The following is a 26,127-nucleotide window of genomic DNA, read 5'->3' on the forward strand; positions in this document are numbered from 1 at the left end:
CGGTCGAAGAACCGACCGATCTCAAGACAAGGGACCGATCTCGAGCAATCAACCGATCCATCTCGCCGTCGGCGTCGAACTCTTCGAAAAACCTGTGCGATCTGTCCGGTATCGGCTGTGGCGAAAACCGCTTCCTGTGCTTGAATATAGCCAGGCTAGCGAAAATCACCGGAGGGGTGACAGTGACGACCGAGAGAGTGGTCCTGCTCGACGACGACGGGACACCCGTCGGCTCAGAGCTCAAGAGCGTGGTGCACTCCGAACGGACGCCGCTGCACCTGGCGTTCTCGTGCCACGTCCTGAACTCCGCCGGCCAGGTGCTGGTGACGCGCCGTTCCCTGCACAAGCAGACCTGGCCGGGGGTGTGGACCAACTCGTTCTGCGGCCACCCCCAGCCGGACGAGCCGAGCGAGGAGGCCATCACGCGCCGCGCGCACGACGAGCTCGGCATCACGCTGCGCGACGTGCGGCTGGAGCTCCCCTTGTTCCGGTACCGCGCGGTGGACGCCAGCGGCATCGTCGAGAACGAGGTGTGCCCGGTCTACGTGGCGGTGTCCGACGACGAACCGCTGGTCAACCCGTACGAGGCCATGGAGGCCCGGTGGGTCGACGGCGCCGCGCTGGGCGAGGCCCTGCGCGCCGTGCCGTGGGCGTTCTCCCCGTGGTTCGTGGAGCAGGGCGCCGAGATGCCGCTGTACGCGGCGCTGGCCGCCAGAGGCGCCAGAGACGGCGTGACGTGGCCATGACCGAGATTCTGACCCGCGACCCGGTCGAGGTCGTGCTGGCCGACTTCTTCGCCGAGCGGACCCGGCGCGCCACTCCCCTCGCGGAGCACTACGCGCTGCTGTGGCGGCGCCTGGCCCGGTCGAGCGAGGGCGGCAAGCGCCTGCGCCCCCGGCTCCTGCTCGACGCGCACCGCGCGTTCGGCGCCCCGCACCCCGAGGACGCCGCGCTCGCCGCGGCCGCCTTCGAGCTGGTGCACACGGCGCTGCTGCTGCACGACGACGTCCTGGACAAGGACCTCACCCGGCGCGGCCGCCCCAACCTGGCGGCCGAGTTCGCGACCGACGCGATCCGCAGCGGGCTGCCCGCCGGCGCCGCGAGCGCCTGGGGCACCGCCTCCGGCATCCTCGGCGGCGACCTCCTGCTCAGCTCCGCGTACGCCCTGGTCTCGCGGGTGCAGTCGGCGGGCCGGGCCGAGCTGACCGACATCGTCGACGAGGCCCTGTTCCGGGCCGCCGCGGGCGAGCACGACGACGTCGCGTTCGGCCTGGGCACGGCCCCGGCCACCCCGGAGCGCCTGCTGCGGATGATGGCGAACAAGACCGGCAGCTACTCGTTCGCCGGGCCGCTGCGGGCGGGCGGCGCGCTGGCCGGCGCGGGCGAGGAGGCGTCGTCCGACCTCGAACGGGTCGGTATCGCGCTGGGCATGCTGTACCAGGTGCGCGACGACCTGCTGGGCGTCTTCGGCGACCCGCGCCGCACCGGCAAGAGCACCACCGGCGACCTGCGCGAGGGCAAGCGGACCCTGCTCGTCGCCTGCGCCGAGGGGGACCCGGCCTGGACCGAGGTGCGGCACCTGTGGGGCAAGCCCGACCTGTCCGAGGACGAGGCCGAGCTGCTGCGCACCGCCCTGGTCGCCAGCGGCGCCCGCAACGCGGTCGCGGACCTGGTCGACGCCAAGCGGCGCGCCGCCGTCGCGACGATCGAGCGGACGACGCTGCCCGTCGCGCTGCGACAGGAGCTCACCGGGCTCGCCGAGCTGCTCGCGGAGCGTGAGTCGTGATCCCGTCCTCCTCCCTGACTCTGTACTCGCACACGGCCCACGCGGCCGCCGCGCAGGTCATCAGCGCCTACTCCACGTCGTTCAGCCTGGCCACGCGCCTGCTGCCGCCGTCGGTGCGCGGCATGGTCGAGGACATCTACGCGCTGGTCCGCGTGGCCGACGAGATCGTGGACGGCCCGGCCCAGGAGGCGGGGCTGGCGCACGCCGAGCGCCGTGCGGCCCTGGACGCGCTGGAGCAGGAGACCTACGTGACGCTGGGCCGCGGGTTCAGCACCAACCTCGTGGTGCACGCGTTCGGCACCACGGCCCGGGCCGTCGGCATCGACGAGACGCTGGTCCGGCCCTTCTTCGCCTCGATGCGCCGTGACCTCGACCCGGTCGAGGCCCTGGGCGACGAGGAGTACCGCGCGTACGTCCACGGTTCCGCCGAGGTGGTGGGCCTGATGTGCCTGCGCGCGTTCCTGGACGGTCACGTCGTGCCGCCGGCTATCCGCACCCGCTTGGAGGAGGGCGCCCGGCGGCTCGGCGCGGCATTTCAGAAGATCAACTTCTTGCGTGACCTCGGCGATGACCAGGAGCGCCTGGGCCGCACCTACTTCCCCGGTGCGGGACCCGAGCGGCTGGACGAGGCGCGCAAGGCCGAGGTCGTGGCGGACGTCGACGCCGACCTCGCTGCCGCCAGGGCCGTGCTCCCGCTGCTGCCCCCTGGGCCGCGCCGGGCCACGGCTCTGGCCGCGGGCCTGTTCTCGGAGGTCAACGAGCGCCTGCGCAACACCCCCGCCGCGCAGCTGCACGTGCGGCGGGTCTCGGTCCCGGCCGCGGTGAAGATGCGTATCGTCGTGGCGACGCTCGCGGCGAACCAGACGAACAACAAGCGATGGGCGGCATGAACGCACACAACGGGCAGCGCGTGATCGTGGTGGGCGGCGGTATCTCAGGTCTCGCGACCGCTGCCCTGCTGGCCAAGGACGGCGCGTCGGTGACCCTGCTGGAGGCTCGTTCCGACCTGGGCGGGCGCGCGGGACGCTGGGAGCGGGACGGGTTCACGTTCGACACCGGCCCGTCCTGGTACCTCATGCCCGAGGTCTTCGAGCACTTCTTCCGCCTGCTCGGCACGAGCGCGGCCGACGAGCTGGACCTGGTGCGCCTCGACCCGTCCTACCGCGTGTTCTTCGAGGGCGACCCGGAGCCGTTCGACCTGCCCGCCGACGGCGCCCGCGAGGCGCTGCTCGCGCTCGACCCGCCGTCGGCCCCGAAGCTCGAGGCGTACCTGGACTCGGCGGCCGAGACGTACCGGATCGCCACCGAGCGCTTCCTGTACGCCACGTTCGCCTCGGCGGCGCCGCTGCTGGACCGCACCGTGGTGCGCCGCGCCCCGCGCCTGCTGCGCCTGCTCGGCGAGTCGCTGGACCACTTCATCGCGCGGCACACCACGGACGACCGGGTGCGCCGCATCCTCGGCTACCCGGCCGTGTTCCTGGGCACCTCGCCCGGCTCGGCGCCGAGCATGTACCACCTGATGAGCCACCTCGACGTGACCCAGGGCGTGCTCTACCCGCGCGGCGGGTTCGGCGCGGTGATCGACGCCGTCGCCCGGTGCGCCGAGCGAGCGGGCGCCAAGCTGTTCACGGACCACCGGGTCAGCCGGATCACCGTGTCGGACGACGGCGCCGCCACCGGCGTCGAGGTGACCGGCCCCGACGGCAGTACCCAGCACCTGCCCGCCGACGTCGTGGTCTCGACGGCGGACCTGCGCGTCACCGAGCACGAGCTGCTGGACGCCGAGCACCGCAGCCGCGGCGACCGCTGGTGGAAGCGCCGCGACCCCGGTCCGGGCGCGGTGCTGGCCCTGCTGGGCGTGCGCGGCGAGGTGCCGCAGCTCGCCCACCACTCGCTGCTGTTCGCCGAGGACTGGCAGGGCGGCTTCGAGTCCATCTACGGCTCCGCGCGCACGGTGCCGTCGCCCACGTCGCTGTACGTCTGCCGGCCGAGCGCCACGGACGACGTCGCGCCGCCCGGGCACGAGAACCTCTTCGTGCTCGTGCCGGTGCCGACCGACACGACGATCGGCGCGGGCGGCGTCGACGGCGCCGGGGACCCGGGCGTGGAGCGGATCGTGGACGACGCGATCGCGCAGATCGCGGGCTGGACCGGCACGCCGGACCTCGCCGAGCGGATCGTCGTGCGCCGCACCATCGGCCCCGTGGACTTCGAGCGGGACCTCGGCGCCTGGCGCGGCGGCGCCCTCGGGCCGGGCCACACGCTGCGGCAGAGCGCGATGTTCCGCGGGTCGAACGCCTCCTCCCGGGTGTCGAACCTGCTGTACGCGGGGGCCACGACCATCCCCGGGATCGGCCTGCCCATGTGCCTGATCAGCGCGGAGCTGGTGCTCAAGCGGCTCCGCGGCGACACCAGCGCCGGCCCCCTGGAGGAGGAGGCGGCATGAGCTTCGTCTACCTCGCGGTGCTGCTGTTCTCGGCGGCGGGCGTGCTGATCGTGGACTGGCGGTACCGGCTCTTCCTCTGGGACTCCCCGGTCCGGGCGGCCGCCGTGCTCGTCACGGGTACCGCGTTCTTCCTGGTGTGGGACCTGGCCGGCATCGGGCTGGGCATCTTCCTGCACGGCGCCGGCCCGTACATGACCGGGCTCATGCTCGCCCCCGAGCTGCCGGTGGAGGAGATCGTGTTCCTGGCGTTCCTCTGCGAGCTCACGATGGTGCTCACCCTCGGTGCCCAGCGGGTGCTGGGCCGGGCCCGCGTCCGGGCACGTGTCCGGGCCGGTGACCGGGCCCGAGCGCGGGAGGAGGTCCTGCGATGACCTACCTGATCCTCACGCGCGCCTTCCTCCTGGTGGCTGTGGCGGTCGCGTTCATCGCCTACCTGCGCGCACGCCTGTCCGGGACCCGCCCCATCGGCCTGCGACCGCTGTTCCTGGCTGCCGTCGCCCTGCTCGTGCTCACCGCCCTCTTCGACAACGTGATGATCGCGAGCGGACTGTTCACCTACGCCGGCGAGCACATCTCCGGGCTCCGGATCGGGCTCGCGCCGATCGAGGACTTCGCCTACCCCCTGGCGGGCGTGATCCTGCTGCCCGCCCTCTGGACCCTGTTCGGGAGTCGACGTGCTCGCTGACCTCGCGCGCGCGTCGCGCCCCCTGAGCTGGATCAACACGGCCTACCCGTTCGCGGCCGCGTACCTGCTGACCACCGGCGAGGTGGACGTCGCCCTCGTCGTCGGCACCCTGTTCTTCCTGGTGCCCTACAACCTGGCGCTGTACGGGATCAACGACGTGTTCGACTACGCGTCCGACCTGGCCAACCCCCGCAAGGGCGGCGTGGAGGGCGCGCTCCTGTCGCCGCGGCGGCACCGCCCGATCCTCGTGGCGTCCGTCGCGACCTGCGTGCCGTTCGTGGTCGCGCTGGTGCTGCTCGGGCCGCCGTCCTCCTGGCTCGTGCTCGCGGTCAGCCTCTTCGCGCTGGTCGCCTACTCCGCGCCGCCGTTCCGGTTCAAGGAGGTGCCGGTGCTGGACTCCCTGACGTCCAGCGTGCACTTCGTGAGCCCCGCGGTGTACGGGCTGGCGCTCGCGCAGGCCGCGCCGACGCCGCAGACGTTCGCCGCGCTCGGTGCGTTCCTGCTGTGGGGCATGGCCAGCCACGCGTTCGGCGCCGTCCAGGACGTGGTGCCCGACCGCGCGGCGCGGATCTCCTCGATCGCGACGGCGTTCGGCGCTGCCACCACGGTGCGGCTCGCCCTGGGCGCCTGGGTGGTCGCGGGCGTGCTCGTGGCCACCACGGGCTGGCCCACGGCGCTGCTGGGGCTGCTCGCCGTCCCCTACCTCGTGCTCGCCGCGCCGTACGCCAACGTGAGCGACGAGGACTCCGCCCGGGCCAACGGCGGCTGGCGCCACTTCCTGTGGGTCAACTACGCCGCCGGCGCGGTGGTGACGATCCTCCTGATCGCGGACGCGGCCGTCTACCTGTAGGGAGGGAAGCATGACTCTGCACATGTCGAGCGTCGTGGGACACCCACGGTCCGAGGTCTTCGCGTGGCACGAGCGCCCCGGCGCGGTCCTGCGGCTCACCCCGCCGTGGTCGCCCCTGACGGTGGTCCAGGAGGCGACGTCGCTGGACGGCGGCGAGGCCGTGCTGCGGCTGCCGCTCGGCCTGCGCTGGGTCGCGCGGCACACGGGCTACGCGCCGCCGGAACGGTTCGTCGACGAGCTGGTCTCCGCGCCGCTGCGCTGGGTGGTGCCGTGGCGGCACACCCACGAGTTCCACGCCGACGGCGACCGCACCCGCATCACCGACACCGTGGACACCCCGGTGCCCGAGTCGGTGCTGCGGTCCATGTTCGCCTACCGGCACCGCCAGCTCGGCCTCGACCTCGCCGCGCAGGCCAGCGCCCGCAACGCCGGCGACCGCCCCATGACCGTGGCGATCACCGGCAGCAACGGCCTGGTCGGCGGGGCTCTGGCCCCGTTCCTGACGACGGCCGGCCACCGCGTGGTGCGGCTGGTGCGCGGCACCCCGCACGGGCCCGACGAACGCCGCTGGGACCCGCAGTCCCCCGCCGAGGACCTGCTGGAGGGCGTCGACGCCGTGGTCCACCTGGCCGGCGCGTCGATCGCGGGCCGGTTCACCGACGCGCACCGCGCCGCGGTCCGCGGCTCCCGCATCGGGCCGACGACGGCGCTCGCCGAGCTGGCCGCACGCACGCCCGGCGGGCCGCGGGTGTTCGTCAGCGCCTCCGCGATCGGCTTCTACGGCCCGGACCGCGGCGACGAGGTGCTGGCCGAGACCAGTGCGCGCGGCGACGGGTTCCTCGCCGACGTCGTGCACGACTGGGAGCAGGCGACCGCGGGCGCCGCCGAGGCAGGCGTTCGCGTGGTCAACGTCCGCACCGGGCTGGTGCAGTCGCCGCGCGGCGGCACCCTGCGGGTGTTCCACCCGCTGTTCGCCGCCGGGCTGGGCGGCCGGCTCGGCGACGGGCAGATGTGGCAGTCCTGGATCGGCATCGACGACCTCGTCGACGTCTACCACCGGGCGCTGTACGACGAGCGGCTGACCGGGCCGGTCAACGCCGTCGCCCCCACGCCGGTGCGCAACGCCGCCTACACCGCCACGCTCGCGGCGGTGCTGCGCCGTCCGGCCCTGCTACCCGTGCCGGGACTGGGGCCGAAGCTGCTGCTCGGCGAGGAGGGGGCGACCGAGCTGGCGCAGGCCAGCCAGCGCGTCTCCCCCGAGGCGCTGCTCGACCTGGGCCACCGGTTCCGGCACCCCACCCTGGAGCCGGCCCTGCGTCACCTGCTCGGCCGGGACCCGCGACCCCGGGCCTGACCCTCCGGCGCCAGGGTGCGCGCGTCGACCAGCACGTACGGGGCCACCCGCCCGGAGAGCCCGCGACGGCTCCGGCCGAACAGCACGCCCAGCACCGCCACCGTCGCCAGCGTGCCCGCCAGGCCACCCGCCCAGCCGAGCCCGCCGACGCCGAACATCGTCGCGGCGTCCGACAGCGCCTGGAGCAGACCCCACAGCGCACCCCCGGCCAGGCCGCGCCGCAGGCGGGCCGACGGCGCCAGGCGCGCACCGCCGTCGGGCGGCACCACCGCGAGCCAGACCGTGCGCTGCCCCAGGGACTCCCCCGCGCCCGTGACCAGCGGCAGCACGAAGACCAGCACCCACGCCAGCACGCTGGTGCCCAGCCACACGGCCAGGGAGTCCGCCGGCGCGCGGCCAGACACGAGGTAGTAGCCCAGGCCCAGGGTCAGCGCGAGCACCCCGCCCAGGACCGTGTAGGCGAGGTAGTCCACGACCATGCCGAACAGGCGGCGCCACAGGGTCACGGGCCGCGGCGTGCCCCGGCCCGCCGCCAGCGTCCGGGCGCCCGGCATCCAGCGCAGCACCCACGGCGCGATCACCGCGCCGAGCACCCCGCCCAGGGTGTTGGTGAGCAGGTCGTCGACGTCGGCCAGCCGGTACGAGCACGGGATCAGGCCAAAGATGCCGGTGAGCTGCGTGACCTCGATCAGCAGCGACGCCCCCAGCGCCGACGCCGCGGACGCGAGCAGCCCCCAGCCCAGGTACCGCCGCACCAGCACGCCCCACGGCACGAACAGCACCACGTTGAACACGCCCTGCAGCACCGAGATGTCGCGCACCGCGGCGCCCAGGGACAGGCCGGCGGTGCGCTCGCGGATGTCGGCGACGATCTGCAGGGGGCGCAGCTGGGCGCCGTCGTACCCGTAGTCGGCGCACCAGGCGGCCAGGTCGCCCGACGGCAGCGGCAGCAGCGTGTACGCCACGAGCGCGGTGCCGTAGACGGCGAGCGCCGCCGCGCCGAGCAGCCGGGCCGGGCTGGTGGCGCCGTACCGGCGTACCTGGATCAGGAGGATCGGGATGAGCAGGGCCACGAAGAGGGCAGTTCCGGCCAGCACGCCTATCCGGGCGGGCCAGGTCCACACGTCGGTCACCCGGAAACGCTATGCGCCGGGTGAAATTCGCGCGCGGCGGGGGCCGTGCGCAGGGGACTTGCCCGCCGCCCGCGGCATCCCGTACTTTGTCCGTACTTTCTTGTCCTGACAATTGCGACCACCGCCGGTCGCGCACAACGAGAGGTTCCGCCATGGATGCCGGACTGACACCGAGGTCGACCGTGCCCCTCTACGACTGGATGAACAGGATCCCGGGCGGGCTCATGCTCGTGCCGCTGGTGCTCGGCTCGGTGGTCGGGACGTTCTTCCCGGGCTTCCTCGAGCTGGGCTCGTTCACCACCGCCCTGTTCAAGGACTCGGCGCTGCCCCTGATCGCCGTCCTCATCTTCGCCACGGGGATGCAGATCACGGCCCGCACGTCGGGGCCGGTGCTCGCCGCCACGGGAACGCTGCTGCTGACGAAGTCCCTGATCCCCGCCGGGCTGGTCGCCCTGGCGGGCAGCATCTTCGGGATCGAGGGGTTCCTGGGAGTCTCGATCCTGGCGCTGATGGCCACCATCGACAACAGCAACGGTGGGCTGTGGCTCGCCTTCACCGGCAAGTACGGCGACGAGCGGGACCGCGGAGCCTACATGGCCTCGGCCCTGAACGACGGCCCGTTCATCTCGATGCTCTTCCTCGGCGCCTCGGGCCTGGCCGACATCCCGCTGACGGCGTTCCTCGCGGCCGTGATCCCGCTTGTGCTCGGCTTCGTGGTCGGCAACCTGGACCCGCGCTGGACCGAGATCATGCGGCCGGTGCCGAACATCGTCATCCCGTTCTTCGCGTTCGCCCTCGGTACCGGGATCAACCTGCGCGACGTCGTGACCGGCGGCGCGAGCGGCCTCCTCGTCGGCGTCTTCGCCCTGCTCCTGACCGCGGCGCTGACCTACTCGGGCTACCGGTTCATCCTGCGCCGCGGCGTGAAGTCGGGCATCGCGATCGCCGCCGCGACCACGGCGGGCAACGCCGTCGCCACACCCGCGATCATCGGCGGGGTGGACCCCACCTTCGAGCCGTACGTCGCGGTCGCCACGGCGCAGGTCGCCTCGGCCGTGCTGGTCAGCGCCGTCCTGGCTCCGCTCCTGGCCACGATCGTGCTCAAGCGGCAGGGCGGGCTCGCCCCGGCGGACGACGCCGACACCACCGGCGCGGACGCCGCCGGCGCGGACCCGGCCCCGGCCGGCGAGGGGCGCGGCACCGCATGAGCGAGCACACCGTCGGCGTCGTCGCGGACGACCTGACCGGGGCCGGGGACTGCGTGGTGCAGTTCGCCCGCGCCGGCTGGACCAGCCACCTGGCCCTCGGCCGGGAGCTGCCCACCGGCGAGCGGGCGGCGGTCGCCGTCGTCACCGACGCCCGGGCCCTGGACGACGCCGCCGCGGCGGCCGCGACCGCGGCCGCCGTGCGGGCGCTGACCGGCGCCGGACGCCTCTACGTCAAGATCGACTCGACGCTGCGCGGCAGCGTCGCGGCCCAGGTCAGCGGGGCCCTGAGCGCCTGGCGGGGCCGGGTGCCCGGCGCGTTCGCCGTCGTCTGCCCGAGCTACCCCGCGCTGGGGCGCACGGTCCGCGACGGGGTGCTGCTGGTCGACGGCGTACCGGTCGCCGCCACGGCCGCCGGGCGCGACCCCGTCACGCCGGTCCGCGCGAGCGAGCTGACCGCGCTCCTGCCGGGCGCCGTCCGGGTACCCGCCGACGGCGACGCCGCGGCCCTCGCGGCCCGCCTCGCCGAGGCGGGCACGGGCACGGACACCGTGGTGGTCGACGCCGTGGACGACGCCGACCTGGAGCGTCTCGCCGACGCCGTCGTGCTGCTCGGTGCGCGCGCCGTGCCGGTCGGCTCCGCCGGGCTCGCCGCCGCCCTGGCCCCGCGCTGGGGCGGCGACCGCACCGCGCCGGACCGGCCCCGGGCCGCCGCCGGGCGCACGCTCGTGGTGCTGAGCTCCCTGAACGAGGTCTCCCGCGGGCAGGCCGACGAGCTGCTGAGCGCCGAGCCCGGCACGCTGCTCATCACCCCGGAGGCCGGGACCGGCCCGCACGAGCTGGCCGCGCGGTCGCTGGGTACCGCACGCCCCGCGACGGTCCTGGTCCGCACCCCCGAACCCACCGCCACCGGACGGAAACAGGCCGCCCACGCGGCGGCCGCGCTGGCCGACCTGGTCGCCGCCGTCACGGAGCGCACCCGCCCCGACGCCGTCGTCCTGATCGGGGGTGACGGCGCCCGCGCCGTCCTGGCCCGGCTCGGTGCCCGCAGCGTGCGGGTGGCCGGGTCCGTCGCCGAGGGCGTGCCGCTCGGCCGGCTCGAGGGCGGACCGGCGCACGGCACCGTCGTCGTCACCAAGGCGGGCGGGTTCGGCACCCGCCGGACCGTCGTCGACGTCCTCGAAAGCCTGAGATCGTACTCTTCGCACCAGGAGGTAAACCCTTGAGCATCCCCACCCTCGCCGTCACGCTCGGCGACGTCGCAGGCATCGGCCCGGAGATCACGGCCAAGGCCCTGCTCGGCCACGACGACCTGCGCGCCCTGTGCGTGCCCGTGGTCGTGGGCGACGCGGGCGCGCTGCGCCGGGCCGTCTCCGCGATCGGCGGCGACCCGGAGCGGGTCCGCGTGATCGCGTCCCCGGCAGAGGCCACCAACACGCCGGGCACCATCGAGCTGCTCCAGACCGGCCCGTCGCTGGCCGACGTGCCGGTCGGCGAGATCAGCGCGGCGGCCGGCGACGGCGCCTACCGGTTCGTCGTCGAGGCCTGCCGGCTGGCCCGGGAGGGGCTGGTGGACGGCATCGTCACGCCCCCGCTGAACAAGGCCGCGATGCACGCGGGCGGGCACAGGTGGCCGGGGCACACGGAGCTGCTCGCCCACGAGTTCGGGGTCAAGAACTTCAGCCTCGTGCTGTCGGCCGGTGACCTGTACTTCTTCCACCTGACCACGCACGTCTCGCTGCGCCAGGCCATCGAGGACATCACGCCGGAGCGCACGCGCGACGTGCTCGACCTGGCGGGCGCCTTCACGGCGGCGCTGGGCCGCCCGGACGAGGCCATCGGGCTCGCGGGCCTGAACCCGCACGCCGGCGAGAACCGTCTGTTCGGCGACGAGGACGCCGACGTGCTGGCCCCCGCGGTCGAGGCGGCGCGCGCCCGCGGCCTCAACGCCCACGGCCCGCTGCCCGCCGACGCCCTGATCCCCGCCGCGGTCAAGGGGAAGTGGAACATGGTCGTCGCCTGCTACCACGACCAGGGGCACGCCCCGTTCAAGGCCGTGTACGGCGACGACGGCGTGAACATCACCGTGGGGCTGCCCGTGGTGCGCGTCTCCGTGGACCACGGCACCGCGTTCGACATCGCGGGCCAGGGCATCGCCCGGGAGGCCAGCCTGGTGCTCGCGATCGAGCGGGCCGCCGGCCTCGCCCCCGGCTGGGACCACGTCTGGCAGACGGCACAGCGGACGGCGCAGCAGAGCGCCCCGAGCGCGGCGAGCTGACCGTGGCCCGCCCCGCACCCGACGGTCAGCCCCTCCACCGGCGCATCGGCAGCGAGCTGCGCGCCCAGATCCTGGGCCGCGCGCTCGCGCCCGGCGCGCAGGTGCCCACCGAGGCCGAGCTGCAGGAACGCTACGGCGTCTCCCGCTCCGTGGTGCGCCAGGCCCTGGCGTCGCTGGAGCAGGAGGGGCTCGTGGAACGACGTCGGGGCCGGGGCACGACCGTCCGGGAACGCGGCGAGCTGCACCGCCTGGTGCAGCGCGTCCCGGGCCTGTCGACCCAGGTCGAGGGCGAGGGCGTGCACGTGACCACGCGCGTCCTGGAGCTCGGGCTGGAGCCCGCCTCCGAGGCGACCGGCGAGCTCGCCTCCGACCGGGTGCTGCGCCTGCGCCGCCTGCGCAGCGCCGGCGACGAGCCGCTCGCCCTCATCGAGACCTGGCTCCCCGAGGAGCTCGGGGACCTGACCGCCGAGGAGCTGACCGACGCGTCGCTGCACGCCACGATCCAGCGCCGGTTCGGCACCCACGTGGTGGCGGGCCGGCGGCAGGTCCGGGCGGTGGGCGCCGACGCCGACACGGCGGAGCTGCTCCAGGTGGCCGCCGGGACACCGGTGCTGCTGCTCGAGGGCACCAGCACCGACGAGGCCGCCCGGCCCGTCGAGGTGTTCCGCACCTGGCACCGCGCGGACCGGGTGGTCTTCGACATCAACGTGATCCAGGAGCCCGACGCCGTGGCCCCGGTGCCGGCCGATACCGGCAGCCTCCGCGAGCGCCTCGACGCCCTCGGCCGCGAGATGCTCGACCTGGCCCGGGAGCTGGAGCGCGCCGAGGGCCGCTGAGCCCCGCCGTCAGACCGCCGCGGCCACCCAGTCCTCGTCGTCCAGCACCCATTCCGTCCCGGCCCCCTGCGGCCGCACGGTGTCGACGAACCAGTACGTCTCGTCGGGGCTCCACCCGGCGATGACGCTCGCCGCGTCGTCGTCGACCGGGATCGCCGTGCCCGCCGCCGCGAGGTAGGCGGCGGCGGTGAGGTGCACGGCGTCGTGCTGGGCGGCGACCGCCGCCCAGTCGGGCAGCACCCAGCGCCCCACGCGGCCGGTGGTGCTGTACCAGTCGTGCCGCTTCTGGGCGGTCACCTCCAGCGGGTACTCGCGGCACAGCGCGGCCCAGGCCTCGGGGCCGTCCACCTCGAGCACGCGCGCGCCGGCGGGGACCTCCACCCGGTGGGTCACGGCCCGCTCCCAGCCCATGTCGTCCTCCACCAGTCGCAGCCCCGCCGGCCCGTGCGGGCCGAGGCCGCGCGAGGTGTGCGTCAGGTCCGACGGCGGGGCGGACCACCAGGTGCCGCTGAACGGCGCCGTCGGGTCGCTGGGCCGGTCGGTCTGCGCGCGCCGCTCCTCGTCCAGCACCTCGGCGCGCCACCAGGTCAGGCGCTCCGCCACGGTCGCGGTCGTGGCCGGGGTGCGGCCGTCCCAGGTGACCGCGTGCTGGTCCTCGCGGACCAGCGGCGTGCTCCACCAGCCCACGGTCTCGGACCCGGCGACGTGCGCGGCGACCCGCTCCAGCGCGGCCCGCACCGCGGGCGTGGCGGCGAGCAGGTCCTCGCCGTCGGGCTCCTGCCAGTACCGGGCGACGCTCACCGCCTGGGCGAGCGTGCTCAGGGCGGTGACCTGGTCGAGCGCGGTGAGGCGGAGGCCGGCCAGCAGGGACGCGACGGCTTCGGGCGTCGCGCGCGGCTCCGGCTCGCGGCTTCCGGCGCCGAAGAACGACACGACCGTCGTGTCGCGCACCGGGTCGAGCTCGTAGCCCGCCGACATCACGGCCCCCGCGAGCGGCAGGTCGGAGGCGGCGGCGTACTCCAGCAGGAACCGGCGCCCGCGCCAGCCGCTCAGCAGGACCTCCGGGTTGATCGTCGCCATCTTTCGCTCCTCCTGTCGACGGCTTGCGCACCGTAACCCGGGTGCAGTTCACTCGCAGAGGCATTAAGGAGAGGCCTGCAACGAGGTCGTTGCGCCGTGGGCGCACACCACGCCGTCCGCGCTGACCAGGCGATATGTTCGCCAGGTGAGCGACGACCTGACCGCGTGGCTGCGCGCGAACGCGCGCCGGCTGGCCACCCTCGACCCGGACGGCGACGACGACGCCGACCTGCTGCCGCTGCTGGAGATCGTCGGCGACGCGCGGGTGGTGGCGATCGGCGAGTCGATGCACCGGATCCACGAGATGTACCAGGTGCGGCACCGGATCCTGCGGTTCCTGTCGCGGCACGGGTTCACCGCGTACGTCATGGAGTCCGGGTTCCCCGAGGGCCGCCTCGTGGACGACTGGGTCGCGGGCCGGAGCGCGCTGCCGGTGCGCGAGGTGCTGGAGCGTGGCGTCACCTACAGCATGGGCCGCTGCCAGGAGATGCTCGACCTGCTGGCCTGGCTGCGCACGGACGGCGGCGTGCGGTTCTACGGGGCGGACGTGCCGGACTCGGCCGCGAGCGCCCGGCCGGCCGTCGAGGCGGTGGAGGCCTTCCTGGCCGACGTCGACCCGGGGTATGCCGCGCACGTGCTCGCGGACCTGCTGCCGCTGTTCGGCTACCTCCCGGCCGACCGGTCCGGGATCGCCCAGGCGGCGCCCGCCCTGCACGCGTACATCGCGCTGCCGGCCGCCGAGCGGGCGGCCCTGACGGCGCTCGTCGGGGAGCTGGCCGAGCGGGTCCGGGCCCGCCGGATCGACTACCTGGAGGCGGGGGCCGACCCGCGGGAGGTGGCGTTCGCGGAGCACGCCGCGCGCGTCGCCCGGCAGACGGACGCGTTCCTCGCGGCGATGCCCGCGGGCGCGACGCGCGCCTACCCGCCGGGCAACGTCCGCGACGTCACCATGGCGGACACGGTGGAGTGGGTGCTGGAACGCGAGCCGCGCGTGGTGGTCGCGGCGGCGAACGGCCACGTGCAGCGCACGCCGTTCCACGCGCCGCCGTTCGTACCGCAGCCGATGACGACGACGGGCCGCGAGCTCGCGGACCGGCTCGGGGACGACCTGGTGGTGCTGGGCACCACGTTCGGCGGCGGCACGGCCTGGCTGCACCGGCCGGGGCCCGACGACGCCCCGGGGCACTCGACCCCGTTCACCCAGGATCTCGGCGCGCCGGACCCGACGAGCCTCGACGCCGCGCTCGCCGCCCCGGGTCTCGGCTCGTACTACGTGGACCTGCGCCCGGCCGACGGCGGGGCCGCAGCCGCCCTGGACGCGACGCGCGGCACGCACAACGGCGCGGAGCTGCAGCTCGTGGACGCCCGCCGGGCCTTCGACGCCGTGGTGCACATCGACCGGGTGACGCCGTGGCACACGTGGATCCCGATGCCGGAGCGGCGCTAGACCGGGCCCGGTCAGGCCGGGACGAGGCTCCGGACCTGCCGCGCCAGCGTGGGCCAGACGACGGGCGGCAGGTCGTGCCCGACCTCGTCGAGCACCACGAGCTTGGCGCCCGGGATCGCCCGCGCCGTGGCACGGGCAGCCGTCGTCCGCACCAGGGGGTCCTCCGCGCCGTGCACGACGAGCGTCGGGGTGCGCATCTCGCGCAGGCGGGGCCCGTGCCAGACCGCGCGGAGCTGCCGGCCCATGGCCCGCATGTCGCGCGGGCCGCAGTCGAGCCCGCGCTCGATCCGGGCGCGGGCCGCTGCCTCGTCGACGGGGTACCTGGGCGACGCCATGGCCCGGGCGATGGCGAGCGCGGACGCGACGTCGCCCTCCCGGCTCCGGGGATACCGCGCGGCGGCGCGCCGCGCGACCATCCCGTACCGCAGGTGCCGCAGCGCCGCGATCCCCGCGGCGTCGCTCGGCGGGGCGTCGCACGAGACGAGCCCGAGCGTCCGGTCCGGGTACCGCAGGGCGAACCGCTGCGCCACGACGCCGCCCTGGGAGTGGCCCAGCGCCACCGCGCGGTCCCAGCCGACGGCGTCGAGCACGGCGGCGGCGTCGTCCACGACGTCCTCGGCCGTGTAGGGCACCGAACCCCCGCCGAACAGCGCCGCCCAGGAGCCGCGCCGCTCGCTCACACCGAGCCGGGTGGACTCCCCGGTGTCCCGCTGGTCGAACCGGACCACGTCGAAGCCCTCGTCGGCCAGTGCGCGGCACAGGCCGTCGGGCCACCAGAACCGCGACATGGCCAGGCCCATCAGCAGGAGCAGGGGTGTGCCGCCGCCGGTGCCGAACCGGTCGAAGGCGAGGGCGACGTCGCCGTTGCGCGCGAAGCGGGTCGGCGACCAGATGTCATGGCCGATCACCCCAACGATTCTCGCTCAGGGGGTCCGACACCGCCCGGCAACCGCATGTAGCACCTAGTAGCACACCGTGGCACGCGGATGTACGGTGGTCTGGTGAGCATTCAGCCGGAGATCACTCAGCGCGACCTACGCTCGCGGTCCAAGGAGATCATGGACGCCGTCCAGTCAGGGCAGTCGTTCACCGTCACCCGTGACGGGCACCAGATCGGTGAGCTCGTCCCGCTACGCCGCCGACGGCGGTTCGTCCCGCGCGCCGAGTTCGCGGCCATGTCCCAGGCGGGCCCCCACATGTCGCTCGAGGCGTTCCGCGCCGACCAGGAGGCGACGGTCGACGACGAGGTCTCCGACCCCTATGAGCGCTGAGCCCACGCAGGGCCTCGTCGACACGAACATCCTCATCCTGCGGGACCGGATCGACGTCGCCGAGCTGCCGGAGGAGATGGCCGTAAGTGCGATGACGCTCGCCGAGCTGTCCGCAGGGCCACACCTGGTCCGCCCGGACAGCACGGAGTACGACGAGCACGCCGAGCGGGCACGCCGCATCGACGTCCTCCAGCGCGTCGAGAACGAGTTCGACCCGATCCCCTTCGGCGCCGAGGCTGCCCGTCTCTTCGGGCGGATCACCGCCGGCGTCGTCGCCGTGGGACGCACACCGCGCAGGCGCGCCGTCGACCTGATGATCGCCGCGACGGCCGCGACCGAAGGTCTGCCCCTGTACACGTCCAATCCCGACGACTACAAGGGGCTCGAGCACATCGTCACCGTCGTCCCGGTGACCAGGCCGGCCGACTGATCCGACCACCTAGCCTGGACCCCATGCCCGACAGCCGTTCCCTACCGACGTTCGCCGCGGGCGCCGTCGACGTCCCGTACGTCATCCGGGGCATGGACGAGCTCGTCTCGCGGGACACGGTCTGGGAGGAACACTCCCACCCGACGCACGAGCTGCTGTGGAACCTGCGCGGGGCGTCCAGCGCGACGACGGGCAGCCGCACCTGGACGATCACCCCGACGGTGGGCCTGTGGGTGCCGGCCGGGGTGGTGCACTCCGGCCGCATGCCGGCGGGCACCTGGTACCGGGCCGCGCAGTTCGGCCTGCACGCCGCTCCCCCGCTGGCGCAGGAGCCGGTGGCCGTCGAGATCACGCCGCTGCTGGCCCTGCTGCTCGACCGGCTCGACGACGGCGCCCTGTCCGCGGCGTCGCGCACCCTGACCGAGCAGCTGGTGCTCGACGTGCTGGCGCCGTCGCCGCACGAGCTGTTCGTGCAGCAGCCGCGCGGCGACCTGCTGCGTCCCATCGCGACGGCGCTGACGCAGGACCCGGCCGACCCGCGCGGCCTGGCGGACTGGGCAGTGCTCCTGGACGTGAGCCCGCGCACGATCACCCGGGCCTTCCGGGCCGAGACCGGGCTGAGCTTCGCGCGCTGGCAGGCGGTCCTGCGTGCCCACTGCGCGATCCTGCTGCTCGCGCAGGGGGTCGCCGTCGAGCAGGTCGCCGAGCAGGTCGGCTACCGCTCCGCGAGCGCCTTCGGCGCCGCCTTCCGCCGGACGACGGGGCTGACGCCGGCCCGGTTCCGCCCCGCCTGAGCCCCTGGCCGCTCGGCCGCACTGTCCCGATCGCGACATACGCCGTCCGAATCACTCGATTGCGTCAGACGACCGGCAATTCCTAAGATGTTAGGTAAACCTCTCCTAACTCGTGACCCGGTCACGGGTGCTCCGAGGTCCCCTGCACTTGAGAGCGAGCTACCTGCACATGCGTCCACGTCGTCTTCTTGCCCTGATCGCGGCCGGCTCGATGGCCCTCGGCCTGTCCGCCTGCGGCGGCACCTCCCCCGAGGCCACCGGCGGGGAGAGCACCGGCGCGTCGTCGGGCGAGTACCCGGTCGTGATCGAGCACGCGCTCGGCACCACCACCATCGAGGCCAAGCCGGAGCGCGTCGCCACCGTGGCCTGGGCCAACCACGAGGTCCCCCTCGCCCTGGGCGTGGTCCCCGTCGGCATGGCCGCCGCCAACTTCGGCGACGACGACGGCAACGGCCTGCTCCCCTGGGTCGAGGAGGAGCTCGAGGAGCTCGGCGCCGAGCCGCCCGTGCTCTTCGACGAGACCGACGGCATCGACTTCGAGGCCGTCGCCGACACCGAGCCCGACGTCATCCTGGCCGGCTACTCCGGCCTCACCCAGGAGGACTACGACACGCTCAGCGAGATCGCGCCCGTCGTCGCCTACCCGGAGGCGCCCTGGGCGACCTCGTGGCGCGACGTCATCCTGTACAACAGCCAAGGCCTGGGCCTGGCCGCCGAGGGCGAGGAGCTCGTGGCCAGCATCGAGAAGGACATCGCGACCACCGTCGAAGGCCACCCCGAGCTCGAGGGCAAGACCGCGATGTTCGTGACCCACGTCGACACCGCCGACCTGAGCACCGTCAACTTCTACACGGCCAACGACACCCGGGCCGCGTTCTTCGAGGACCTCGGCCTGGGCACCCCGGAGGCCGTCACCGAGGCCTCGGCCGCCGGCGAGTTCTCCGGCAGCGTGAGCGCCGAGCAGGTCGACCTGTTCGACGACGTCGACGTGATCGTCACCTACGGCGACCAGGAGCTCGTGGACGCCCTCAAGGCCGACCCGCTGCTGTCGCAGATGCCGGCCGTCGCCAACGACGCCGTCGTCTTCCTGGACGGCGCGGGCCCCCTGGGCACCGCCGCCAACCCGACGCCCCTCGCCATCCCGTGGGTCCTCGCGGACTACGCCGACCTGCTGGCCGACGCCGCCGCCAAGGCCAAGTGACCACTGCGCCTCCCGTGACCGGGGCGGGCGTCGCCGTCGTGCGGCGCCCGGCCCGCGTCCGGCTCCTGTGGCTGCTCGTGCTGGCCGGGGTCCTGGTCCTGCTCTGCGCGGCCTCGCTCGCCATCGGCTCGCGCGACGTCTCGTGGGCCGACATCACCGCGGCGCTGGCCGGGTCGTCCGACGGCCTCGGCCAGGCCGCCGTCACCAAGCGCATCCCGCGCACCGTGCTCGCCCTCCTCGTGGGCGCGGCCCTCGGGCTGGCGGGCGCCGTCATGCAGGGCGTGACCCGCAACCCGCTGGCCGACCCGGGCATCCTCGGCGTGAACATGGGCGCGTCGCTGGCCGTCGTGGTCGGCATCGCGTGGTTCGGCATGTGGACCGCGACCAGCTTCATCTGGACGGCGGTGCTCGGCGCCGGTGTCACCGCCACGTTCGTCTACGTGGTCGGCTCGCTGGGCCGCGGCGGGGCGACGCCGCTCAAGCTGGCCCTGGCCGGCGCCGCGACGTCGGCCGCGTTCGCCTCGTTCATCAGCGCCGTCGTGCTGCCGCGCGGCGACATCGCCGGCAACGTGCGGTCCTGGCAGATCGGCGGGGTGGGCGGCGCGAGCTTCGACAGCATCGGCCAGATGGCGCCGTTCCTCGTCGTCGGCACGCTGATCTGCCTGGTCGCGGCCCGCACCCTGAACGCGCTCGCGCTCGGCGACGAGCTCGCGACCGGCCTGGGCGAGCGCGTCGCGCTGGCGCGCGGCCTGGCCTCCCTCGGCGCCGTCCTGCTGTGCGGGGCCGCGACCGCGATCGCCGGGCCAATCGCCTTCGTCGGGCTGGTCGTGCCGCACGTGTGCCGCCTGCTCGTCGGCGTGGACCACCGCTGGCTGCTGCCTTTCGCGGCACTGACCGGCGCCGCCCTGCTCACCGCCGCCGACGTGCTCGGCCGCATCGTCGCGCGCCCCGACGAGCTCGAGGTGGGCATCATCACCGCGCTCGTCGGCGCCCCGTTCTTCATCTCGATCGTCCGCCGCCAGAAGGTCCGGGAGCTATGACGGACACACTCACCGCCGTCGAGCCGTCAGCAGTCGAGCGGGTCGCCGCCTCCCGTGTCCGGCGCGGCCGCCGGCGCCGCCTCGTGATCACCCTGCTCGGGGTGCTCGTCGTCGCCGTCCTCGCCCTGACCCTCATGGTCGGCCGCACCTTCTACCCGCCCGCCGACGTCGTGGGCGTGATCCTGGGTCACGACGTGCCCGGCGCGTCGTTCACCGTGGGCCGGCTGCGGCTGCCCCGCGCCGTGCTCGCCGCGCTGGCGGGCATCTGCTTCGGCCTGGGCGGCGTCACCTTCCAGACCATGCTGCGCAACCCGCTGGCCAGCCCCGACATCATCGGCATCAGCTCCGGCGCGAGCGCCGCGGCCGCCTTCGCGATCGTCGTGCTGGGCCTGGGCGGGGCGCAGGTCTCCGTGTTCGCCGTCGCCGCGGGCCTCGCCGTCGCCGTGCTGATCTACCTGCTGTCCTACCGCGGGGGCGTGGCCGGCACCCGGCTCGTGCTGATCGGCATCGGCGTGGCCGCGATGCTCGACAGCGTCACCTCCTACGTGCTGAGCAAGGCGCCCCAGTGGGAGCTGCAGGAGGCCATGCGGTGGCTCACGGGCAGTCTCAACGGCGCCGCGTGGGACGACGTCGTGCCCGTCGTGATCGCGCTCGCCGTGCTCGGGCCGGCGCTGGTGGGCCAGGCCCGCAACCTCGCGGGCCTCCAGCTCGGCGACGACGCCGCCTCGGCACTCGGCGTACGCGTGGAGCGCACCCGCATCGTGCTGGTCGTGGCCGCCGTCGGGCTGATCGCGTTCGCCACCGCGGCCACCGGGCCCATCGCGTTCGTCGCGTTCCTCGCCGGGCCCATCGCGGCGCGGATCACCGGGCCGCACGGCTCGCCCCTGGTGCCGGCCGCGCTGGTCGGGGCGCTGCTGGTGCTCGTGGCCGACCTCCTGGGCCAGTTCGCGTTCGGCACCCGCTACCCCGTGGGCGTCGTCACCGGGGCGCTCGGGGCGCCGTACCTGATCTACCTCATCATCCGCACCAACCGCACGGGAGGCTCGCTGTGACCGCAGCGCACACGCTCCAGGCCACCGACCTCACCCTCGGCTACAAGGACCGCACGGTCATCTCCGGGTTCGACCTCGCCGTGCCGCCCGGGCGCATCACCGCGATCGTCGGCGCCAACGCGTGCGGCAAGTCCACGCTGCTGCGCTCGATGTCCCGCCTGCTCGCGCCCCGCCAGGGGCAGGTGCTGCTCGACGGCAAGGAGGTGCACCGCACCCCCGCCAAGGAGCTGGCCCGCACGCTCGGCCTGCTGCCGCAGTCGCCCGTCGCCCCCGAGGGCATCACCGTGGGCGACCTCGTGGGCCGGGGCCGCAACCCCCACCAGCGCGCCCTGTCCCGCTGGAGCAGGCAGGACGACGAGGCCGTGGCCGCCGCGCTGGAGGCCACCGGCACGCTCGACCTGACCGACCGCGCCGTCGACGAGCTCTCGGGCGGCCAGCGCCAGCGCGTGTGGATCGCCATGGCGCTCGCCCAGCAGACCGACGTGCTGCTGCTCGACGAGCCCACGACGTTCCTCGACGTCAGCCACCAGGTCGAGGTGCTCGACCTGCTGACCGACCTCAACCGGTCCCGCGGCACCACGATCGTCATGGTGCTGCACGACCTCAACCTCGCCGCCCGGTACGCCGACCACCTGGTGGCGCTGGCCGAAGGGCGCGTGCACGCCGCCGGCGAGGCGGCCGAGGTACTCACCACCGAGACGGTGCGGGCGGTGTTCGGGCTGGACAGCCAGGTGATCACCGACCCGACGTCGGGCCGGCCGCTCATGCTGCCGCTCGGGCGGCACCACGTGCGGGAGCCCGCCGCGCCGCAGCCGTGAGCGGCGCGCTCAGCGCTCGCGCAGGGCGGCGGCCAGCTCGCGCCGCGAGGCGATCCCGAGCTTGCCGAACACCTTGCGCAGGTGCCACTCCACGGTGCGCGGGCTGAGGAACAGCTCCGCGCCGATCTCCGGGTTGGTCCGGCCGGCCACCGCCAGCCGCGCGATCTGGGCCTCCTGCGCGGTGAGCGCGTCCGCCGCGACCGCGTCGCGCCGGCGCACCGTCTCGCCCGTGGCCGCCAGCTCCCGGGCGGTCCGGCCGGCGAAGCCCTCCGCGCCCGCCCGCGCGAACACCTCGTGCGCGGCCCGCAGGTGGTCCCGCGCGTCACCGCGCCGGTTCTCGCGGCGCAGCCACTCGCCGTACAGGAGCCGGGCCCGCGCCGTCAGCACGGTCAGGCGCGTGCCGCCCAGCAGCTCGACGGCCTCGCGGTAGCGGTCCTCCGCGGCGGCGGCGGCGGGCCCCGCCAGCGCGTCCGCGAGGGCCTGCGCGCCCCGGGCCCAGTCCGTCCCGGCGGCAGCGGTCCGTTCGGTGAGCCGCTCGCGCGCCTCGCCGGCCGCCGCCTCGTCCCCGGTGCGGACCGCGGCCTCGACCAGCTCGCCGAGCGTCCAGCCGGTCAGGGCGAGGTCGTCGTGGGCGACGGCGCGGCGCGCGGCCGCCAGGGCGGCCGGGTACCGGCCCAGCCCGTTGTGCAGCACGGCCTCGGCGTAGCCGGCCAGCCCGAGCCAGCGGCCCTCGCCGCGGGCCTCGGCCTCCCGGACCGTCGCGTCGATCAGGCGGGTCGCGGGCTCCTCGGCGCCCTGGTGCGCGGCGAGGGTGAGCGCCGCGGACGGGTGCAGTGGCCCGGGCGCGACCGACCCGGCCTCGCCGAGCAGGGCGGACGCCTCGGCGAACCGACCCTCCGCGACCAGGGCGCCGGCCCGGAACGTGTGGGCCGTGGGCAGCAGCGAGCGCGCGCCGGTGGCCCGGGCCGTGCCGAGCGCCTGCTCGGTGAGCCGGTGCCACGCCGCGTCGTCCCACAGCTCGTGGGCCACCGGCCCGGACAGCCACAGCAACGCCGCGTCGCCGTCCGGCAGCGCCGCGAGGGCCCGGCGCAGGTGCGGGACGGCGGGGGCGTACCCGGCGGAGACCCGCACGGTGAGCCCGGTCAGGAACAGGCCGGCGGCGTCCTGGCCGGGCGGCACGTCGCGCGCGGCGTCGGCGGCGCGGCGCAGGTCGCCGTCGCCGAGCCGGCCGGCGTGCATCGCGGCGCCGAGCGCCCAGAGGTAGGTCTCGCGGGCAGCGTCCGGGTCCAGCTCCGCGAGCCGCCGCGCGGCCTCCAGCAGCGGCGTCACCGCGCCCCGGCCGCGGTCGAGCGCGAACGCGACCTGGGCCCGCAGCCGCTCGGCCCCGGCGCGCTGCAGCGGGTCGAGGGGGCCGAGCTCCGCGGCCGACAGCAGCGCGGGCACGGCGTCCAGCGCGCCGGACGCGAACCGGGCGCGCGCTGCGGCCAGCACGCGCGTGGCGCGGGGCTTGGGGTCCTTGGTCAGCTCGGCGGCGCGCTCCAGGAACGCCGCGGCGGCGGACCGCCCGCCACGGGCCAGCGCCCGGTCGGCGGTGCGCTCCAGCTCGGCGGCGACGTCGTTGTCCGGGCCGAGCGCCGCGTGCGCCCGGTGCCAGGCGTGGCGGTCCGGGTCCTGGCCGGGGTCGGTCACCTCCGCGAGCGCGCGGTGCACGGCGCGCAGCTCCGCCGGGTCGGCCGAGCGCCAGCAGGCCGACCGCACCAGCGGGTGGTGGAACCGGACCCGGGCGCCGATCCGCACCAGGCCCGCGGCCTCAGCCGGCGCGGCGGCGTCCGGCTCCACGCCGAGGCGGTCCAGCGCGCGCCACAGCAGCGGCACGTCGCCGACCGGCTCGACGGCGGCGGCGAGCAGCAGCACCCGGGTGTCGGCCGGGAGCACCGCGAGCCGCCGCTGGAAGCCGGCCTCGACCCGGTCGACGACCGGCGTCGGGCTCGGGGCGCCGAACCCGAAGGCGAGCTCGGCCGGGGTCAGCCCGCGGGGCAGCTCCAGCAGCGCGAGGGGGTTGCCGTGCGTCTCGGCGAGGATGCGCTCCCGGACGTGGTCGTCGACCGGGCCGGGCAGCACGGTGTCGAGCAGCGCCCGCGCGTCGTCGGCGGGGAGTCCCGCGACGCGCAGCTCGGGCAGGCCAGGCAGCACCTCCTCGTCGCCCGGGCTGCGCAGGGCGAAGACCAGGGCGACCGACTCGGCCTCCAGGCGGCGGGCCACGAAGGTCAGGATCACCTGCGACATGCGGTCGACCCACTGCAGGTCGTCGACGAGGCAGACCAGGGGCCGCTCCGTGGCGGCCTCGGCGAGCAGGCCGAGCACGGCGAGCCCCACGAGGAGCGCCTCGGGCGGCTCGCCGGGGCCGAGCCCGAAGGCCGTGGCGAGGGTGTCGCGCTGCGGCTCCGGCAGCCGGTCGAGGCGGTCCAGCAGCGGCGCGCACAGGTGCTGGAGCGCCGAGTAGGCGATCTCGGACTCGGGCTCCACGCCGACCGTGCGGACCACCCGGGCGGTCCCGGCCTCCGCGGCCAGGTGGTCCAGCAGCGCGGACTTGCCGATGCCGGCCTCGCCCCGCAGCACCAGGACGCGGCTGTGCCCGGCCCGGACCTCGCGCAGCAGCTCGTCGAGCGTGCCGGTCTCACGCCGCCTGCCGCGCAGCACGCTTCCCGCCGTCTCGCTCGCCACACGCACCTCCTCGCGGAGGTTACACCGGGCGGGTTCTCAGCCCGGGCGGCCGGTCACAACCGGTCCGCGTCGACGACGGCGCGGGCGAAGGCCGCGGGCGCCTCCTGCGGCACGTTGTGGCCGATCCCGCGGAACGTGCGGTGGTCGTACGGCCCGGTGAACATGGCGCGGTAGCCCGCGCCCTCGCCGGGCGGCGTGAACGGGTCGAGCTCGCCGTCGATCGTCACGGTCGGCACCGCGATCTTCGGCCCGGCCGCGAGCCGCGCCTCGACGTCGTCGAACCGGGGGTCGCCGTCGGCCAGGCCGAGGCGCCAGCGGTAGTTGTGCAGCACGATCGCGGCGTAGTCGGGGTTGGTGAACGCGGCCGCCGTCCGGTCGAAGGTGGCGTCGTCGAACCGCCAGGTGGGCGAGCTGAACTTCCACACCACGCGGGCCAGCTCCGTGCGGTAGTGCTCGTCCTCGAGGCCCAGCCGCCCGCGCTCGGTGGCGAAGTAGTACTGGTACCACCAGGCCCACTCCCGGGCGGGCTCGATGGGCGTCTCGTTGGCCGCGCGGCTGGTGATGAGGTAGCCGGTCACCGACACGAGCGCCTTGACCCGCTCGGGCCACAGGGCGGCGACGATGTCGGCGGTGCGCGAGCCCCAGTCGTAGCCGGCCAGCACGGCGCGGCGGACGTGCAGGGCGTCCAGCAGCGCGACGACGTCACGGGCGACCACGTACTGCTGGGCGTTGCGGAACGTGTCGGGCGACAGGAACGTGGTGCTGCCGTGGCCGCGCAGGTACGGCACGATCACGCGGTAGCCGCGCGCGGCGAGCAGGGGCGCGACCTCGGCGTAGCTGTGGATGTCGTAGGGCCAGCCGTGCAGCAGCACCACCGGGGTGCCCCCGGCGGGCCCCAGCTCGGCGTACCCGACGTCGAGCTCGCCGGCCCGGACCTGCTTGATCACGGGAAACGGCGGCGTGGCGGGCGTGGCGGGCCGGGCGGCGGCGGGCTGCGCGGCCGCGGCGGGCACGGCGGCACCACCCACCGCGGCGGAGGTCGCGAGCAGCCCGGCGGTCCTGACGAATGTCCTTCTGTCCATGGCCCAACCGTCGCAGCGCTGGCCCTTCGTCGCGCCCGGGGGCATCCCTGGTGTGCACACCAGGGTGTCCCCCTGGGGCGGCCCGGGCACCCGCCGGGCCAGGGTGTGCAGCATGAACAAGCTAGCCATCATCATGACGGCGCTGATGTCGGTGTCGGCCGCCGGGCTGCTGCCCATGGCGGCACCGGCGAGCGGTCCCGCCGAGGGCGCACACCCCGCGTCGTCGTGCTCCGCCGTGCCCGTCTCCGCGCCGCGCGGCGCCCAGGTCGAGTCCGTGACCGCCCAGGCGTACCCCGCCGGCACCGTCACCTTCCCCGAGGCGACGCCGCCGCTCCAGACGCCCGCCCCCATCCCCGACGTGCCCGCCCGCTGCGAGATCACGGTGACCCTCACGCACGGCCGGGCCGGCGACCACGAGACCGTCAAGGTCTCGCTGCCGCAGAACCGGGCCGACTGGTCGGGCCGGTTCCAGGCCACCGGCGGGAGCGCGTACCTGGCCGGCGACCTGGGCGCCACCCTGGTCGCGGCGGTCAAGAACGGATACGCCGCGGCGGCCACCGACGCGGGTATCGGCCAGTCCCCGGCCGACGGCAGCGGCGGGGCGCGGTCGTGGGA

25 protein-coding genes and 1 pseudogene are annotated in these 26,127 nt (G+C 75.1%); 21 read left to right on the forward strand and 5 right to left on the reverse strand.

Annotated elements, in window-relative coordinates:
- Nucleotides 1–176: 176 nt before the first annotated feature.
- From idi to ACFU5G_RS17800, 8 genes are read left to right on the forward strand one after another with little or no spacing between them, the layout of a single operon-like run.
- A complete protein-coding gene (gene idi / locus ACFU5G_RS17765) occupies nucleotides 177–746 on the forward strand; it encodes an isopentenyl-diphosphate Delta-isomerase (RefSeq protein WP_377247455.1) in 570 nt (189 codons plus the stop codon).
- A complete protein-coding gene (locus ACFU5G_RS17770) occupies nucleotides 743–1,786 on the forward strand; it encodes a polyprenyl synthetase family protein (RefSeq protein WP_377247458.1) in 1,044 nt (347 codons plus the stop codon). The genes idi and ACFU5G_RS17770 overlap by 4 nt, the downstream gene beginning before the upstream one ends.
- Nucleotides 1,783–2,676, forward strand: coding sequence for a phytoene/squalene synthase family protein (locus ACFU5G_RS17775; RefSeq protein ID WP_377247461.1), 894 nt, complete (start codon nucleotides 1,783–1,785; stop codon nucleotides 2,674–2,676). The genes ACFU5G_RS17770 and ACFU5G_RS17775 overlap by 4 nt, the downstream gene beginning before the upstream one ends.
- Nucleotides 2,664–4,232 carry a phytoene desaturase family protein gene (gene crtI, locus ACFU5G_RS17780; RefSeq protein WP_377247464.1) on the forward strand — a complete coding sequence of 523 codons (1,569 nt, stop codon included), beginning with the start codon at nucleotides 2,664–2,666 and terminating at the stop codon, nucleotides 4,230–4,232. The genes ACFU5G_RS17775 and crtI overlap by 13 nt, the downstream gene beginning before the upstream one ends.
- Nucleotides 4,229–4,603, forward strand: a complete 375-nt coding sequence (locus ACFU5G_RS17785) for a lycopene cyclase domain-containing protein (protein ID WP_377247467.1) — start codon at nucleotides 4,229–4,231, stop codon at nucleotides 4,601–4,603. The genes crtI and ACFU5G_RS17785 overlap by 4 nt, the downstream gene beginning before the upstream one ends.
- On the forward strand, nucleotides 4,600–4,917 hold the full coding sequence (locus ACFU5G_RS17790; protein ID WP_377247470.1) for a lycopene cyclase domain-containing protein: 318 nt from the start codon (nucleotides 4,600–4,602) through the stop codon (nucleotides 4,915–4,917). The genes ACFU5G_RS17785 and ACFU5G_RS17790 overlap by 4 nt, the downstream gene beginning before the upstream one ends.
- A complete protein-coding gene (locus ACFU5G_RS17795) occupies nucleotides 4,907–5,767 on the forward strand; it encodes a prenyltransferase (RefSeq protein WP_377247473.1) in 861 nt (286 codons plus the stop codon). The genes ACFU5G_RS17790 and ACFU5G_RS17795 overlap by 11 nt, the downstream gene beginning before the upstream one ends.
- A gap of 10 nt (nucleotides 5,768–5,777) precedes the next feature.
- Nucleotides 5,778–7,121: a TIGR01777 family oxidoreductase gene (locus tag ACFU5G_RS17800; protein WP_377247476.1), complete on the forward strand. Its 1,344-nt coding sequence runs from the start codon at nucleotides 5,778–5,780 to the stop codon at nucleotides 7,119–7,121.
- Here ACFU5G_RS17800 and ACFU5G_RS17805 read toward each other — a convergent pair.
- Nucleotides 7,085–8,254: a VanZ family protein gene (locus ACFU5G_RS17805; RefSeq protein ID WP_377247479.1), complete on the reverse strand. Its 1,170-nt coding sequence runs from the start codon at nucleotides 8,252–8,254 to the stop codon at nucleotides 7,085–7,087. The genes ACFU5G_RS17800 and ACFU5G_RS17805 overlap by 37 nt on opposite strands.
- A gap of 152 nt (nucleotides 8,255–8,406) precedes the next feature.
- Between ACFU5G_RS17805 and ACFU5G_RS17810 the strand changes: the two genes are divergently transcribed.
- From ACFU5G_RS17810 to ACFU5G_RS17825, 4 genes are read left to right on the forward strand one after another with little or no spacing between them, the layout of a single operon-like run.
- Nucleotides 8,407–9,462: a 2-keto-3-deoxygluconate permease gene (locus ACFU5G_RS17810; protein WP_377247482.1), complete on the forward strand. Its 1,056-nt coding sequence runs from the start codon at nucleotides 8,407–8,409 to the stop codon at nucleotides 9,460–9,462.
- A complete protein-coding gene (locus ACFU5G_RS17815) occupies nucleotides 9,459–10,685 on the forward strand; it encodes a four-carbon acid sugar kinase family protein (RefSeq protein WP_377247485.1) in 1,227 nt (408 codons plus the stop codon). The genes ACFU5G_RS17810 and ACFU5G_RS17815 overlap by 4 nt, the downstream gene beginning before the upstream one ends.
- Complete coding sequence (pdxA, locus tag ACFU5G_RS17820; RefSeq protein ID WP_377247488.1) at nucleotides 10,682–11,737, forward strand: 4-hydroxythreonine-4-phosphate dehydrogenase PdxA; 1,056 nt, start codon at nucleotides 10,682–10,684, stop codon at nucleotides 11,735–11,737. Before ACFU5G_RS17815 ends, pdxA begins: the two co-directional genes overlap by 4 nt.
- Nucleotides 11,738–11,739: 2 nt before the next feature.
- Nucleotides 11,740–12,573: a GntR family transcriptional regulator gene (locus ACFU5G_RS17825; RefSeq protein WP_377247491.1), complete on the forward strand. Its 834-nt coding sequence runs from the start codon at nucleotides 11,740–11,742 to the stop codon at nucleotides 12,571–12,573.
- Between the two features lie 9 nt (nucleotides 12,574–12,582).
- Here the strand turns inward: ACFU5G_RS17825 and ACFU5G_RS17830 are convergent, their stop codons facing one another.
- Nucleotides 12,583–13,653 (reverse strand): hypothetical protein, encoded by a 1,071-nt coding sequence (locus ACFU5G_RS17830; RefSeq protein WP_377247494.1) that lies wholly within the window; start codon nucleotides 13,651–13,653, stop codon nucleotides 12,583–12,585.
- 145 nt (nucleotides 13,654–13,798) lie between these two features.
- Between ACFU5G_RS17830 and ACFU5G_RS17835 the strand changes: the two genes are divergently transcribed.
- The gene (locus tag ACFU5G_RS17835) at nucleotides 13,799–15,100 is read left to right on the forward strand and encodes an erythromycin esterase family protein (RefSeq protein ID WP_377247497.1); all 1,302 of its coding nucleotides are present in this window, start codon (nucleotides 13,799–13,801) and stop codon (nucleotides 15,098–15,100) included.
- 11 nt (nucleotides 15,101–15,111) lie between these two features.
- On the opposite strand, the gene ACFU5G_RS17840 is transcribed toward ACFU5G_RS17835, so the two are convergent.
- Nucleotides 15,112–16,008: an alpha/beta fold hydrolase gene (locus ACFU5G_RS17840; protein WP_377247500.1), complete on the reverse strand. Its 897-nt coding sequence runs from the start codon at nucleotides 16,006–16,008 to the stop codon at nucleotides 15,112–15,114.
- Nucleotides 16,009–16,101: 93 nt separating this feature from the next.
- Between ACFU5G_RS17840 and ACFU5G_RS17845 the strand changes: the two genes are divergently transcribed.
- The 7 genes from ACFU5G_RS17845 (at nucleotide 16,102) to ACFU5G_RS17875 (ending at nucleotide 21,706) form a co-directional block, all read left to right on the forward strand.
- Nucleotides 16,102–16,371 (forward strand): type II toxin-antitoxin system prevent-host-death family antitoxin, encoded by a 270-nt coding sequence (locus ACFU5G_RS17845; RefSeq protein WP_377247503.1) that lies wholly within the window; start codon nucleotides 16,102–16,104, stop codon nucleotides 16,369–16,371.
- The gene (locus ACFU5G_RS17850; RefSeq protein ID WP_377247506.1) at nucleotides 16,361–16,801 is read left to right on the forward strand and encodes a type II toxin-antitoxin system VapC family toxin; all 441 of its coding nucleotides are present in this window, start codon (nucleotides 16,361–16,363) and stop codon (nucleotides 16,799–16,801) included. Before ACFU5G_RS17845 ends, ACFU5G_RS17850 begins: the two co-directional genes overlap by 11 nt.
- A 23-nt stretch (nucleotides 16,802–16,824) precedes the next feature.
- Nucleotides 16,825–17,595 (forward strand): AraC family transcriptional regulator, encoded by a 771-nt coding sequence (locus tag ACFU5G_RS17855; protein ID WP_377247509.1) that lies wholly within the window; start codon nucleotides 16,825–16,827, stop codon nucleotides 17,593–17,595.
- A 169-nt stretch (nucleotides 17,596–17,764) separates the two neighbouring features.
- Nucleotides 17,765–18,796 carry an iron-siderophore ABC transporter substrate-binding protein gene (locus ACFU5G_RS17860; protein WP_377247512.1) on the forward strand — a complete coding sequence of 344 codons (1,032 nt, stop codon included), beginning with the start codon at nucleotides 17,765–17,767 and terminating at the stop codon, nucleotides 18,794–18,796.
- Complete coding sequence (locus tag ACFU5G_RS17865) at nucleotides 18,793–19,836, forward strand: FecCD family ABC transporter permease (protein ID WP_377247515.1); 1,044 nt, start codon at nucleotides 18,793–18,795, stop codon at nucleotides 19,834–19,836. Before ACFU5G_RS17860 ends, ACFU5G_RS17865 begins: the two co-directional genes overlap by 4 nt.
- Complete coding sequence (locus tag ACFU5G_RS17870) at nucleotides 19,833–20,888, forward strand: FecCD family ABC transporter permease (RefSeq protein WP_377247518.1); 1,056 nt, start codon at nucleotides 19,833–19,835, stop codon at nucleotides 20,886–20,888. The genes ACFU5G_RS17865 and ACFU5G_RS17870 overlap by 4 nt, the downstream gene beginning before the upstream one ends.
- Complete coding sequence (locus ACFU5G_RS17875; protein ID WP_377247521.1) at nucleotides 20,885–21,706, forward strand: ABC transporter ATP-binding protein; 822 nt, start codon at nucleotides 20,885–20,887, stop codon at nucleotides 21,704–21,706. The genes ACFU5G_RS17870 and ACFU5G_RS17875 overlap by 4 nt, the downstream gene beginning before the upstream one ends.
- 9 nt (nucleotides 21,707–21,715) lie before the next feature.
- On the opposite strand, the gene ACFU5G_RS17880 is transcribed toward ACFU5G_RS17875, so the two are convergent.
- Both ACFU5G_RS17880 and ACFU5G_RS17885 read right to left on the reverse strand, forming a co-directional pair.
- Nucleotides 21,716–24,430, reverse strand: coding sequence for an ATP-binding protein (locus ACFU5G_RS17880; protein ID WP_377247524.1), 2,715 nt, complete (start codon nucleotides 24,428–24,430; stop codon nucleotides 21,716–21,718).
- A 53-nt stretch (nucleotides 24,431–24,483) separates the two neighbouring features.
- On the reverse strand, nucleotides 24,484–25,512 hold the full coding sequence (locus tag ACFU5G_RS17885) for an alpha/beta fold hydrolase (RefSeq protein ID WP_377247527.1): 1,029 nt from the start codon (nucleotides 25,510–25,512) through the stop codon (nucleotides 24,484–24,486).
- Between the two features lie 112 nt (nucleotides 25,513–25,624).
- Here ACFU5G_RS17885 and ACFU5G_RS17890 point away from each other — a divergent pair.
- Nucleotides 25,625–26,127 (forward strand): annotated as a pseudogene (locus ACFU5G_RS17890) (tannase/feruloyl esterase family alpha/beta hydrolase); the annotation flags it as partial.

It is taken from the genome of Promicromonospora sp. NPDC057488 (genome assembly GCF_042802395.1).
Lineage (GTDB): Bacteria > Actinomycetota > Actinomycetes > Actinomycetales > Cellulomonadaceae > Promicromonospora.